The 14,117-nt window shown below is 58.7% G+C and carries 8 protein-coding genes; 7 read left to right on the plus strand and 1 reads right to left on the minus strand.

The genetic code is table 11. The features are described 5' to 3' along the window. Positions 1-432: 432 nt before the first annotated feature. The 7 genes from WBG04_RS13705 to WBG04_RS13735 all read left to right on the plus strand — a co-directional run bounded on the left by WBG04_RS13705 (position 433) and on the right by WBG04_RS13735 (position 13,826). The gene (locus tag WBG04_RS13705; protein ID WP_424315016.1) at positions 433-1,749 is read left to right on the plus strand and encodes an SWIM zinc finger family protein; all 1,317 of its coding nucleotides are present in this window, start codon (positions 433-435) and stop codon (positions 1,747-1,749) included. Further along, positions 1,746-3,242 (plus strand): DUF5691 domain-containing protein, encoded by a 1,497-nt coding sequence (locus tag WBG04_RS13710; protein ID WP_424315017.1) that lies wholly within the window; start codon positions 1,746-1,748, stop codon positions 3,240-3,242. Before WBG04_RS13705 ends, WBG04_RS13710 begins: the two co-directional genes overlap by 4 nt. Continuing rightward, positions 3,239-4,321 carry an ATP-binding protein gene (locus WBG04_RS13715; RefSeq protein ID WP_424315018.1) on the plus strand — a complete coding sequence of 361 codons (1,083 nt, stop codon included), beginning with the start codon at positions 3,239-3,241 and terminating at the stop codon, positions 4,319-4,321. Before WBG04_RS13710 ends, WBG04_RS13715 begins: the two co-directional genes overlap by 4 nt. 14 nt (positions 4,322-4,335) lie before the next feature. Further along, positions 4,336-7,410, plus strand: coding sequence for a DUF4132 domain-containing protein (locus WBG04_RS13720; protein WP_424315019.1), 3,075 nt, complete (start codon positions 4,336-4,338; stop codon positions 7,408-7,410). Positions 7,411-7,720: 310 nt separating this feature from the next. After that, complete coding sequence (locus tag WBG04_RS13725; RefSeq protein WP_424315020.1) at positions 7,721-10,393, plus strand: DUF4132 domain-containing protein; 2,673 nt, start codon at positions 7,721-7,723, stop codon at positions 10,391-10,393. 92 nt (positions 10,394-10,485) lie between these two features. Further along, entirely contained in the window at positions 10,486-12,666 is a 2,181-nt protein-coding gene (locus WBG04_RS13730) for a DUF5682 family protein (protein WP_424315021.1), read from the plus strand. Then, positions 12,663-13,826, plus strand: coding sequence for a VWA domain-containing protein (locus tag WBG04_RS13735; protein ID WP_424315022.1), 1,164 nt, complete (start codon positions 12,663-12,665; stop codon positions 13,824-13,826). The genes WBG04_RS13730 and WBG04_RS13735 overlap by 4 nt, the downstream gene beginning before the upstream one ends. Before the next feature lie 76 nt (positions 13,827-13,902). On the opposite strand, the gene WBG04_RS13740 is transcribed toward WBG04_RS13735, so the two are convergent. Continuing rightward, positions 13,903-14,117 (minus strand): hypothetical protein (locus WBG04_RS13740; protein ID WP_424315023.1); only part of this gene is annotated, 215 nt, incomplete at its 5' end.

A 14,117-nucleotide genomic window follows, 5' to 3' on the forward strand; every position in this document is an offset into this window, starting at 1 on the left:
GCTGTTCATCCGCCAGAACTGCGAGTTGAAGTTCCGCTCGCACCTTTGGAATCTCTATCTCTGGGATCCATCGATAGGTCGCTACCATGCCTTCCGCCAAGAACCGGGTGGATGGGTCGACTAGCCAGGAGGAGGTGTGGGAATGGGCTGAGAGGCCGACCAATCCTGTGAAACCGAGGAGAACTCCCGTCGTCCAGAATCGGGACGCGACGCTTCTCAAATAGATTCCAAAGATGATGATCCGAATGAGTAGCAAGACGAAAAATCACAGCATTTTCGGTCCGTAGGACATGGCCTTCTGGAGACCGAAGGTGGGGCGGAAGATGGAGATGGTGGCCATGGGAGTGAGCGCCATGCCGAGCGTTTTGTCACCTCGGTGTCATTGAAAAGGCTCGTTCTATGCGGAGAGACGAAGATAGTTCCTAGTCGAGAGTGTTAACAGCGGATCAAGTCACTGCGATCGTTCCCGATGCGGCCTCACTGAAGGCCGGTCGTGGATTGGCGACGCCGCGAAAGTGGCAATCTCTGGGGGGCGATGAGGAGGCGCTTTGGGGTTTGGTGACTGGGTCGGGCAAGAACCCCTATCAGACGCGCGTTTCACTCGCGGATCTGGCAAGCAAGTGCTCGTGCCCCAGTCGAAAATTTCCCTGCAAGCATGCGATCGCGCTGATGCTGATTGCCTGCGGAGAGCCGGAGTCGCTGAGTGAAAAGACGCGGCCGGAGTGGCTGACGGAGTGGCTGGTCTCTCGCGCCGAGCGGCAGGAGAAGAGTGCTGCGAAGAAGGCAGACAAGTCGGACAAGCCGGTGGATGAAAAGGCGGCAGCGAAACGACGGGAGAAGAAGGCGGCGCGGATCGATGAGGGCGTGGATTTGTTGAAACAGACTCTGCTGGATCTGAGTCGTGAGGGACTGGCGTCGCCTGCCGCTCGTGATGCCTCGACTTGGGAAAACCTGCAACGCCGGATGGTCGACTGCCAAGCGGCGGGTCTTGCCGGGGCCTTGCGCTTCGTGAAGGAAGAAGTGCTGCGCCATCCGCAGGTCGAAACGGAGCTGGCTTTTGAAGTGGGTCGCTTGTTCCTGCTTTGCGAGAGCTACGGAAGGCGGGAGCAAATGGAGGGGGGAACGAGAGCAGAGATCGAAGCTCTGGTTGGCGACGGTCCTCGCAGTGAGGACGTCAAGGAGTTGCCGCCGGTGCTTGACGATTGGTTTGTTGCGGGGCGAAGAGTTTTCGAGCGAGATCGATTGGTCACCTCGATGAGCTGGTTGTTGGGGCGCAAGACGCGCCGCTGGGCGAAAGTGCTGCGTTTCGCCCACTTGCCGGCGAGCATCGCTGAACCCTGGCCGTCAGGAAGTACGGTGAGTGTGGGACTTTGTTTCCATCCCGGAAAAGGGCCGGTGAGGGCGCTCCCGCTTGACGACGGGCAGGTGGCCTCGGGTCCCGTGCCGGAAGCGTCTGATAAGGACTTTGACGCCATGCTTTCGAGATACTCGGAGACTCTGACCGGGAGTCCTTTTCTGAGGACCTTACCCTTTCTGCTGGAGCTCCGCCCGGCGGCTTCCGCTTGGCTCGCGGACGTCCATGGGCGCGCGTTGCCGTGGCTTTCAGATGAGGTGGAAGTCCTTCGAGTCGAGTCGATTACGGGAGGAGCAAGCACGCTTGCCTGCGGTGAATGGGATGGATCCTCACTCCGCCTGCTGGCCGTGGCGGACGGCGAAAATTGGGCAACGATCAACCCACGAAACGGATGAGCGAAGACCCTCTGATCGCCACATCCCTGCTCGGAGCCGCTCGCTTGAAGGAGCTACCACCCGCACCGGATCTTACCTGGCAAACGACCTGGGATGCGATCCCGATGGACGATCCAGCTGCCGGGCTGTTGCAAGCGCTGGCCCTGAGTCGGGCCGCACGGCTTGCGGGGAAGAAAACAGTGGAGGCTGGAGGAGTGGCGGAACCCTGCAAACCTGAAAGCTGCGAGGAGTTGGGTGAAGTTGCCGTTGCTGCCTTGCTACGCATGCTGGGGGGTGAATTCCGGGAGGTTCTTCCTGAGTGGTTGGATTCAAACGAGAGCACCGGGTGCGTGGTTCCGGCCAGAGTTTTGCCAGAGCTGTTAGAAGCGGGCAGGCGTGACCGTTCGTTGCGTGCTTCCCTTGCTGGGTTAGTGGGCGAGAGAGGAAGATGGATGGCTCAGCGGCATGAGAAATATGCCTGGGTGTTGGACCGTACGGCAGGAGGTGAGGCCGACTGGGATGGCGACCATGATTCGGATCGCTTGGAGTGGTTGCGCCAGACGCGCCATCAGGATCCTGGGAAAGCCGTTGCCGCATTGAGTGAAGGTTGGGCGGGTGAATCGCCGGACTTCAGGCAGTCGGTCGTGCAACTCGCGGCGAACGAAGCATTGGCATGCGACGAAAGCTGGTTGGAGAACCTCGGGCTTAAAGATCGTCGGCAGGAGACGCGACGGCTCGCAGCGGCGGCGCTGATGCAGTTGCGTGACAGCGCGTTCGCAATTCGGAACCGTGAACGCCTGCGCCAGATCGTCCGCATCGGAGGGGTGCTGCGAAAGAAAATCGAAGTCGAGCCACCTACCGCCTTCGACGAGTGCTGGGCCGCAGATGGTCTCCGCGAAAAGCCGCCTGCCGGGACTGGGGAAAAGGCGTGGTGGTTGCAGCAGATCGTTGGGATGGTGCCTTTGAGTGAGTGGCTGGTGATGCTGGAAGTCACTGAAAAAGAGCTATTCAAGATCACGATTGAGCCGGACTGGAAAGACGACATCGTGCTCGGTTGGATCGAAAGCGCGAAGAATCTGCCAGCCCACTCTCTGCCGTCAGGTCTGCTGGTATTCCTGGCGGAACTGAAGGTATGGCCAGCCAAGGCAGGCTCGAGACCCCAAGTGCTGGCGTCGCTCTTGGCCGCGGCACCGGATCCCGATCCACTGCTGGAGGACCTCGCGAAGAGATTGCCGGAAGCCGAGATGATCCAACTACTGACCAGCCATCGCCGGGCACCCCGGAGTTCGAAGTCTTTGGTGATTGCCGTGATCCGAAAAACTCTTTGGCGGACCCCGGTGACCATCACTCGTCCTGATGGTCGTTTGTTGGCGCTTTGTGTGCCACTCACCTCCATCCAAGGTGAACTCGAATGGCTGTCGCGTCTCAAGGAATTGTCGGCTCCGGCCGAAGAGTTTGCGACTACGCTTGAATTTCGCCGGAACCTTTTCACGACCACGACCAAAGAATCATGAGCCACCAAGTACTACGTCAACACGCGGAGATCGCCTACGAGGCGGAGCTCGCGGCCCTTGCGGCCCAAGACGATCGCCCGCGCCCGCCGCAATGGAATCTCTCGCCCTGGGCGGTGGTGGATTACCTGTTGGGGACCAGGCTTCCCGATGGTACCGAGATTTCGCCGAAGTACATCGGCGACCGGCGAATCATGGAAATCGCGGTGGCGACACTGGCGACAGATCGTTCCTTGCTTCTGTTAGGTGTTCCTGGCACCGCAAAGAGCTGGGTTTCGGAACATCTGGCAGCAGCGATTTCTGGCGACTCGACCTTGCTCGTCCAAGGCACGGCGGGAACCGGTGAGGAAGCGATGCGCTACAATTGGAACTACGCCTTGCTGCTTGCCAAGGGCCCGACGGAAGAGGCACTGGTGCCGAGCCCGATGTTCAATGCGATGAAGACGGGCAAGCTGTGTCGCGTCGAGGAACTGACGCGGATTCCTTCCGAAGTGCAGGACACACTGATCACGATGCTCTCGGAGAAAACGCTGCCGATTCCCGAGTTGTCCTCTGAAATTCAGGGGGTTGAGGGTTTCAATGTGATCGCGACGGCCAACAGCCGGGATCGTGGCGTGAACGAATTGTCGTCGGCCCTGCAACGCCGCTTCAATGTGGTGGTGCTTCCCCTTCCCTCATCGATCGAGGCGGAGATTGAGATCGTGAGTTCGCGAGTGGCCTCGATGAGCAAGGCACTGGCATTGCCGGCCGAACCGCCGGCACTTGAAGAGATCCGTCGGGTTGTGACCGTGTTCCGTGAGTTGCGCAGCGGCGCGACCGAGGATGGAAAGTCGAAAGTGAAGAGTCCGAGCGGAACGCTCAGTACGGCGGAAGCGATCTCGGTCGTGACCAGCGGGCTTTCGCTGGCGGGTCACTTCGGAGATGGAAAACTCACCGCTCTCGATCTGGCGGCGGGAATGATCGGTGCGATCGTCAAGGACCCGACGCAGGACCCGGTGGTTTTTAAAGAGTATCTGGAGACCGTGGTGAAGGAGCGCGAGGGTTGGAAGGACTTGTATCGTGCGTGCAAGGATCGGATTTGAATAAATAAAATCATATGAATACTGATCTTCAGGCAGCCCTGGACAAACTAAAGGATTCTCAGAACGCGGCTTTTCAGGACATCCATGCGGTCATCGAAGCCTATCGCGAATCAGCCGATCCAGCAGATGCGGTCTTGAAACCGTTTAATGGTTACTCGTTTGATTTGAATTCTCTGGAGCGCGAAGTTGCACGATATTTTACGACCGATCGTGATGCGAGTGCCATTGCTTCTCTGATCCTACTCAATCTCGGGAAAGGAGCGGAAGAGCACCCACTCGTCGAAGGGTTCATGGGTCGCGTCCTGGGAGAAGAGGGCGTGTTCCAGAATGATCACAATCAGGTGCTCACGCTCGCTAGGGCAGTAGGGGTCGATGAGGTGACCGCCGCCAGTGGCCTCGCGCTTTGGTCGAAGCAGGATCTTGATTACGGTTGGATTGAAGACTCTGTGCCGGAAGGCATCGATTTTTCACACCCATTGGAGCGCTATTTCCAGGAACTTGATGACCAGGTGCTCGGAGAAGTTTTGGCTGTCTCGCGCAAGGGAAAATACAACATTGCCGGCGCGCCGGACAAAATGATCGCCACCTTTGCAATCCATCGTCCCGAAGTGCTTGGACCATGGATTTCAAGGGTGCTAGAGGGAAAACATACTGGCAGTCCTGGAGTGTGGATGCTGATCACGAGAGGCACTGAGCGGTGGGACAAGGAAATGCTCGAGGCGGCACTAAAGCTGCCACCTACTGAATGCCTTACTCTCATCCTTCATCTCAGTAGGAATGGCCGGGTGGTTGACCCGGAGATGATTCGCGCAGTGGCGATTGAAAAAGATCAGACAAAATTCGATGATGCGCTGAAGTTTCTGGCAGCAGAGTTTCCAGACGAATTCATACCTCATTTCAAGGAACTGCATCTGAAGGGCCGACTCATTCAAGGGTACGGTTCCCAAGTGCACGATGGGGTATTTCAATTGGTAGCTGAGCGCTGGTCGAATGGTGGAGCAGAATTGTTTGACGCCTTGCTCGAACTGCCTCCAGAGAGGCTCAGTGGTGGCTATCGGAATTATGTCAATGTTGGTAAGTTGCTTGAGAAGGCGACAATTGGATTGGTCGCCAGTTTGCAGTCTGTTGGATTCAACCCAGCGCGTGACTGGGTGCTGCGGGCTCAGGAGTATCTGGGGAAAGGCAAGGCCACCCCGATCGAAAGAAGTGATGCGCGGGTCGCGGTGTGGCAGGCGGTGGCAGAACTGGCTAAGCAGCCATTCGTGGATGACTTTCGCGCGCTCTTGGGTAGCAAATCAAAGTCCCTTCGTGCGGTTGCCATTGATGCGATTTCAAGTCAGGACGATCCGAAATTGATTTCAGAAGTCATCGAACAATACCGTGGAGGAAAAGTCGACGAACGGATAGGCCTCTGTGAGTTGCTCGAATCCTTGGCGGATGTAGAACATGCGGAGCTACTCAAGGAGATGCTTGTGAACGAAGATTCTGACAAGGTTCGGGATGCGATTCAGAATGCTTTGCTTGAGTGCGGAGGAAGCTCGACGGAAGCCACGAGTGCGGAGCCCGGTAACATGGACGAAGTGCTGACTGAGATTAGAAAGCATGCGAAGAAGACCAAGCTTCCGAAGTCGACTTGGTTGGATGCGGGTGCCCTACCAGCCTTGAAATACACCGACGGCCGTGTCCTTTCTGAGGAAGTCGTCACTTTCCTCATCGCCAAGCAGTCGAAGCATAAGGTGATCGAAGCTGCTCCGGATGTGGTTTCTTTACTCGTCCATATTGATCGGGCTTCGAGCAAGGATTTCGCATTGAAACTCGTCGAAGGCTTTCTCGATTCCGAACAGGCGGCGGCAGATCGCTGGGCGCTGACCTTGGGCGGCTTGTTAGGGGATCAGCGGATCATTCCGCCGCTGCTTTCTCGGATCCAGGGATGGTGTGAGAACTCGCGGCACAAGCTGGCGGAGTATGCGGCCCAGGCGATTTCGCTGCTGCCGGGGGATGAGCCGCTGATGGTGCTGGATACTTTGGCGACACGCTACCGGAGCAAGTTCAAGAATGTCGGCAAGGCTTGTGCGGCGGCATTTGAAGCGGCGGCGGTGGCGCGTGGGATCACGCCGGATGAGCTGGGTGATATGGTGGTGCCGTCGTTTGAATTTGATGAGGAAGGAGTGCGGCGCTTCGAGTGGGACGGAGGCGGGATCAGCGCGGAGCTGAGTCCGGACTTCAAGCTGCAGTGGTTCGATGAGGAGTCGGAGAAATCCTGGAAGTCGATGCCGAAGACGGTGCCGGACGATGTGAAGGCGGAGGTCAAGGTGCTCAACAAGATGATCCGCGAGACCGTCAAGGGCCAGACCGCCCGGCTTGAGCTGATGCTCGTCCGCCAGCGGCGTTGGCCGGTGGCGAGGTGGCTCGAGCTTTTCGAGGAGCATCCGCTGCTGAAGTCCTTCGCCAGCCGGCTGGTCTGGAGCATCTATAGTGAGTCTGGTAGTTTGTTCAGGACTTTCCGGCGCTATCCGAATGGTCTGCTGGCGAATGCCGCCGGTGAGCTCGAAGAGATCCCGGAGACCGACGTATCGATTGGCATGGTTCACCCGCTCGAGCTGAATGGCGAGCTGCTACAGGACTGGCGCGACCATCTTAGTCGGATGAAGGTGAAGCCGCCTTTTCCCCAGCTCGATCGTCCGCTGGAGCTGCTTGACCCGCTGCACGGCAATCGCAAGGAGATTACTGTCAGCCGCGACAAGGAGGTCGGCGCAGGAACCTTCCGCTCGCGGACCGACAAGCTCGGTTGGGTTCGGGGCTCGGTGATCGATGCGGGCGGGATCAGCAGCGTATACAAGTCGTTCCCGGGTGCCGGGATCGAGGTAGTCCTGCCGACCAGCAACTTCTGGATCGGGATTGATCCGATGGACACGGTGGAACTTTCGTCGGCGTACTTTGTGAAGGAAGGGACAGTCGGACGTGGGAGTTACGAATACGATGAGCCGGGTCCGGATGATCCACGCGTGCTGCGTTTTGATCAGGTGCCGGCGATTGTTTACTCGGAGACGGTGGCGGATTTGAAGGTGATTGTAGGAAGCACAGATTAACGGTTTTGATATGAAAAATGTTCACTGGTTAAAGGATCTCAGGGGTCCAACGGCTCAGATGGTTGAAGCCTTCGTCGACAATGGCGGGGACAGTGTGCCGCAGGAGGTTGGACAACGCTTCTCGGCAAGTGATACAGGTTCACTTGCTCATGCGGTGGCGCAAGAGGCTTCGTGGGATGATGAATCTCGGAGATGTCTGCAATTGATTTGCGCAGTCGGGAGCTTTTCTGATCGGTATTTTTGGGCTGAAAATTTCGGTGGGAGACACGGAGAAGAGTTCTGTGCATTTCTCGAGGAGTTGGAGAATCCGTTGCCGGACGAGAAGGTGGCAGGAGTGCTCGCTTGGTCGAGGGAGATCGACTGGGCTTTCGCGGCGGATGGGACGGCTGAAAAGCCCTTTGTATCGGTTGTGGCGAACTACATCTGGCTACACCATGATCGGCTGGACGAACTTGCCAGTGCATCGGGTGAGCAGACGACGATTGCGATGGCCCGCTTTCGTCCGAAGGCATTTCGTGAATGGCTGAATGACCGTTCGGAAAATCCAGCGAGAACGCCTGCTTCGGGTTGGCTGGCAGTGATGAGAGAGACTGTCGAATTCGATGAGCCGATCATCGCGGCGGTCGAGGCGATGATTGATGTCAGCGGGGACATTCCTCCCCATCGCGACCTTACGAATCGGGCAGAGGCTGCCTTCAGGCTTCTCGCTAAGATGAATGATGTGCGGGATCAGGCTCTTGACGACAAAGTCCTCAAGTGGGCGAAGAAACCGCTTTTTTCGGATTCATCCGAGGGCGTCGAGATACTGGTCCGTCGTTGTCCTGAAGAAGCCTGTGAGTTCGTTCGAAGCGGGTGGGGTAGCCGTGGCGGGGTGGAGAGTCGGCCATTGTTTCAGTTGGCGGTTCGTGATCTGGACGGTGCTGGTGGGCTTTTGCTCGTGAAAGAGATCGGGGCGAGCTATCTATCATCGGGTGCGGAAATCGCACTTGAGCTGATGGTGATGGAGACTCCTGATGGAGCGGAGGAGCAGGTCAGAAAGATGATTGCCGACGGTGCGGAGGGCCGGCCGAATGCCAGTAGTCGTTGGGGTGGCGGGAAGCCGGGCTACTGGGCGGAGGTGGCGAAGCATCCGTCGGCTTTGATGCAGCCGGAGATGCGTGAGTTGCTATGCGGGACTTCGAAGGCGTTGCGTGTGATTGCAGCCGGGTGGTTTGTGGCGGTGCTGCCTGATGAGGTTCCGGCGATGATAGATGAACTGGTTTCATCGAAGAAAATCGCGGATCGGATCGGTGGTGTCCATTTGCTCAGGGCGCTTGGAACGGCGGAGTCGGCCAGGCGATTGCAAGAGCTGCACGCGAAGGAACCGACGAAGGCGGTGAGGGTGGAGATTGGGGAGTTGGTGACCGAGCTGGGGGTGGCGGTGGCTGCCGAACCAGAGCGCGTGGTAGAGGAAGTAGATTCGCTTGGAGAGTTTGAGAAGGGTTTGGCGAAGAAGGCGAAATCAATCAAGATGCCAAAGGCGGCGTGGCTTGATGTCGACAGTCTGCCGACCCTCGTGTCGTCCTCCGGCGATGAGGTGAGCGAGCTGGTGGTGACCTACCTGTTCCAGCTACAGGCGCGGCAGAAAGGGGCGGGACTGGCGGAAGAGTTGGTTCCACTGTTGCCGTTTCTGGATCGGTCGAAGAATGCGGGATTCGCCAAGAAGCTGTTAGATCAGTGGTTCGCGTCGGACATGAAGGCGAATGCCCGGTGGGGATTGGATGTGGCGGGGATTGTGGGGGATGATTCGATCATCAATCGCCTGGTGAAGCCGATCCCCGAGTGGTGTGCGGCGAACCACGGAAAGCGTGCGGAGTGGGCGGTGCATGCGATTGCGTTGTTAGGAACAGACCGCGCGATGCAGACGCTTGATGGGCTGATTCAGAAGTATCGCAGCCACCGCAAGTATGTCGGTGCGGCGGCGACCGAGGCGATACGGACGCTGGCGGCGATTCAGGGGGTGAAGGAGGAGGAGATGGCGGATCGGATCGTTCCGAGCTTCGACTTGGATGATTCGGGTGAGCGCGAATTTCAGACGAAATCGGGTGATGTGGTGGTGGCGCGGCTGAAGCCCGAGCTGAAGCTGGTGTGGCGTGTGGGTGAAGGGAAAGAAGCCGGGACTTTGCCGAAGAACCTGCGGAGCAAGGATGAGGCTGCTGCGAAGGATTTACGGAAATATCTCAAGGAGGCGGTGAAATCACAGGCTCGCCGGCTGGAGCGGGCGATGATCGAGGGTCGGCGCTGGGGGCCGAAGATTTGGCAGGAGCGCTTTGAGGGGCATCCGATTTTCAGGGGCTTTTCAGGGGCTCTGGTTTGGGGAGCGTACGATGCCGATGGGAAGTTGTTGAGGACATTTCGTCGCTATGCGAACGGAATTCTGGCGGACGTGAAAGGTGAGCCGGAGGGGTTGGGTAGTGAGGTGGCTTCGGTGGGGCTTGTGCATCCTTTGGAGCTGGATGCGGCGTGCTTGAAGGAATGGGCGACTCACTTGTCGCGAATGAAGGTGAAGCCGATGTTTCCGCAGATCGGTCGGGCAGTGGAAAGGTTGGATCCCTTGCATGGAAATCGTCGCGAGCAGCGTGTGGCGGAAGGTGTGAAGCTGGAGGCGAGTGCTTTCCGGGCGCGGGTGCTGGGGTGCGGCTGGGCGATTGGTTCGACCCAGGATGGCGGATACATTTATGACTGCTTTCGAAAGTTTCCCGGCGCGGGGCTGGAGGTCTATTTATCGATGGAGGGCTTTCATGCGACGAGTGGCCGTGGGGATGAGGTGACGCTGGGAACGGCGTTATTTGCGCGCTATGACCCGACGGCGAAGCGATCATATCTCGGGCTGATGCCCAGTGCGGAGAGTGAGAGCGTGATGTCGTTTGCTGAGGTGCCAGCAGTTGTTTACTCGGAGACGGTGGCGGACTTGAAAGCGATCATAGGGGAGGTGAAGGGGTGAGTGGCGGTAGTTCTGTTCGAGGCCGACTGAAGTCAGCGGTCCGGTGCTGGGGTGGTGAGACATCTTTGGGTCGGTCGAAAGTTTGAAATGAGATGACGACGCTCTTTGGTATACGGCATCATGGTCCGGGTTGCGCGCGCAGTTTGGTGCGGGCGCTTGAGCGCCTGCAACCGGAGGTGGTGGTGATTGAGATGCCGATGGAGGCGGAGGACTTGTTAGGGCATGCGGGGGATGAGGCATTCAAGCCGCCGGTGGCGATCTTGATTCATCGGACAGACGAGCCGGAGAAGGCAGGTTTTTACCCTTTTGCAGAGTTTTCGCCGGAGTGGCAGGCGGTGAAGTGGGCGGTGAAAAATGGGGTGCCGGTGAGGTGCTTCGATCTGCCATCGGCTCACAGCTTCGCGCTGAAAGATGAGGATGAAGTGACTGAGCCACGACCTGATCCGATGGATGCGCTGGCGAAGGCGGATGGCTATCTGGACGGGGAACGCTGGTGGAACGACCGGGTGGAGGAACGGCAGGATGATCAGGACTTCTTCGAGGCGATCCGGGAGGCGATGGTGGCTTTGAGGGGAGATATGGAGCTGACCGAGTCGCGCGAGACCCTTTTACGCGAGGCGTGGATGCGCAAAGTACTGCGGAAGACGGAGAAGGAATTCGAGAAAGTGGCGGTGGTTTGTGGGGCGTGGCATACACCCGCCCTGGAGGCGCAAGTGAAGGTGGCGGATGACAACGCGTTGCTCAAAGGTTTGGCGAAGCATAAGGTGGCGGCTACTTGGATTCCGTGGACGTATGAACGGCTGGCGTCGTCGAGTGGATATCGAGCGGGCATTCGTTCGCCGGGGTGGTACGCGCATGTGTGGCGGAACGAGGCGGAGCCGACGACAAGTTGGCTGGTGCGGGCGGCGCGGATTCTGCGGAAGGAGGGTCAGGAGGCTTCGTCGGCTTCGGTGATCGAGGCGATACGGCTGGCGACTTCGCTGGCTGGGATGAGGGGCCGGCCATTGCCGGGTCTCGATGAGACACTGGAATCGATTCAGGCAATTTTTTGTGCAGGCGATCCGCTGGCGCTGGATTTCCTCAAGAAGCCGCTGTTAGTGGGCGATGCGCTGGGCGAGCTGCCGGAGTCCTTGCCGGCGCTGCCATTGCAAAAGGAGATCGATGCGACGATCAAGCGTCTGCGGATGAAGAAGGCGGCATCGGTGACGCTGGTGGTGCTGGATCTGCGCGAGGTTGGCGGGAGGAATCGGAGTCTTTTACTGCACCGGCTCCAGGCGCTGGGTGTCGAATGGGGAAGCAAGGAGCGGGCGCGGGGAAAGGGGACTTTTAAGGAGGAGTGGAGACTGCAGTGGAAGCCGGAGTTGGCGGTGTCGATTATCGAGGCATCGGCTTTCGGCAATACGATCGAAACGGCGGCAGCGAGTCGCTTGGTGCGTTCGCTGGGTGCGGGCGCGGGTTTGGCAAAGGTGACGGAGCATTTGGATCTGGCACTGTTAGGTGCCTTGCCGGAGGCAGTGGAAGTGTTGCTGCGGCGCTTGGATGCGGCGGCGGCTTCATCGCAGGACACGCTGGAGCTGTTGGGAGCGATTCCGCCACTGGCGAGGATCGCACGGTATGGGGATGTGCGTTCGACCGATGTCGCGGCGGTGGGGCGCTTGCTGTTGGGTTTCACGGAAAGGATTCATGCGGAGCTGCTGTTGGCTTGCTCGGGGATCGATGATCAGGCGGCGGCGGGGATGAGCGAATCGATGTCGGCCTATCACGCGGCGCTGACGATGCTTGATGAGGAAGCACTGATGAGTGGATTTCACGATTGCCTGGTGCGGGTGGCGCGGGCGGAAGGGGTACACGGGGTGTTGCGTGGGCAGGCGGTGCGGTTCCTGCGCGATGGCGGACGGATCGATGATGAGGAAACCTCGCGTTTCCTCGGTTTTGCATTGTCCCGTGGCATGGAAGTGCTGGCGGCAGCGGCTTGGCTGGAAGGGTTTTTGCGCGGGGGTGGGGCGATGCTGGTGCATGACCGGGCCTTGCTGGCCTTGGTCGATGAGTGGCTTGCGGGGCTGAATGCCGAGAGTTTTCAAACCGCCCTGCCGCTGGTGCGTCGGACCTTCGGGACTTTCTCAGGACCGGAGCGCTCACGGATTGCCAGCGGAGTGGCGGGTGATTTGCGAGCGCCTTTGGCGACCACTGTTTCTGAAGATCTCAACCTCGAGAACGCGACGCCAGCGGTGGCTGCGGTGGCGCGTTTGCTCGGACTTCCTGAACCGTCATGAACGATACCGAACGACAACGCCGCTGGCGGCTGGTCCTGGGTTCTCATCCTGAGACGACCGGGAAGGTCTCGCTGAGCGAGGATGATCAGCGCATGGATGAAGCGCTCGCCGCCCTCTACGGTGATGGAGATGGAGGCTCTTCGGGCCGTCAGGGTGGCCTTGAAGGATCGAATCCCAAGGTAGCGCGCTGGCTGGGTGACATTCGTCGCTACTTTCCCAGTGAGGTCGTGCAGGTGATGCAGAAGGATGCGATCGAGCGATTAAATCTGAACCAACTACTACTTGAACCGGAGTTACTTTCGCAGGCCGAGCCGGACGTACATCTTGTCGGAACTTTGATTTCCTTGAATCGGGTGATTCCGGAAAAGACGCGCGAGACGGCGAGATCGGTGGTGAGAAGATTGGTCGAGCAGTTGATGAAGAAGCTCGAACAGCCGACCCGCGCGGCGGTTCAAGGAGCGCTGGCAAGGAGTGTGCGGAACTACCGGCCACGGATGAGTGAGATCGATTGGCACCGCACGATCCGTGCGAACCTGCACAACTACTTGCCGGAACATCAGACGATCATTCCCGAGAAGCTGATCGGCTATGGGAGGAAGCGGAGTTCGATGAAGGATGTGATTCTTGGCATTGATCAAAGTGGCTCGATGGCGTCGTCAGTGGTGTATTCCTCGATCTTCGGCGCGGTGCTGGCATCGATGCCCGCGCTTTCGACGCGCTTCGTGCTGTTTGACACGGCGGTGGTCGATCTTACCGAGCAGATCAAGGACCCGGTCGACCTGCTTTTCGGCGCTCAACTCGGTGGTGGGACCGATATCCACAAAGCCCTCCGATATTGTGAAGGTCACGTCAACCGACCCTCCGATACCGTGATGATTCTGATTTCGGACCTTTACGAGGGAGGCGACCAGGCTGGAATGTTGAAGACGGCAGCGCGACTCAAGGAGTCAGGGGTGCAGTTGGTCACCCTGTTGGCATTGAGTGATGAAGGGAAACCCTTCTACGATGCACGGAATGCAGCGCTTTTTGCGGCTCTTGATGTGCCTGTCTTTGGCTGCACGCCCGACCAGTTCCCGGATCTGATGGCGGCGGCGCTTTCGAAAAAGGATCTGACATTGTGGGCAAGGGAGCGGGGAATGGCGCTTGCGAAGGGGAATTGACTGGTTGTCAGGGTGCGGGAAGGGACCAATTTTGGAGGGGAAACTGATCCGGTGAAAAGACCGTGATTCTCCATGCTCACCACCCGAGAATCCGCGTGACTGCGGCGCGCAGGACGGTTTCGAGGACGGCGGCCTCGGCGTGGGAAAGGGGGATGCGGACTTTGCGCAGCGATTTGTCGGCGGCGTCCTGACGCGAGATCGACATCAGGTAGGGGGCGCGTTCGGGATCGTCGCGCTGAATGAGGTCGAAGGCGCTGTTGGCCTTTTCGGATTGGTGGAAGAGTTTTGCTT

The organism is Haloferula sp. (genome assembly GCF_049672945.1).
Classification (GTDB): domain Bacteria; phylum Verrucomicrobiota; class Verrucomicrobiia; order Verrucomicrobiales; family Akkermansiaceae; genus Haloferula.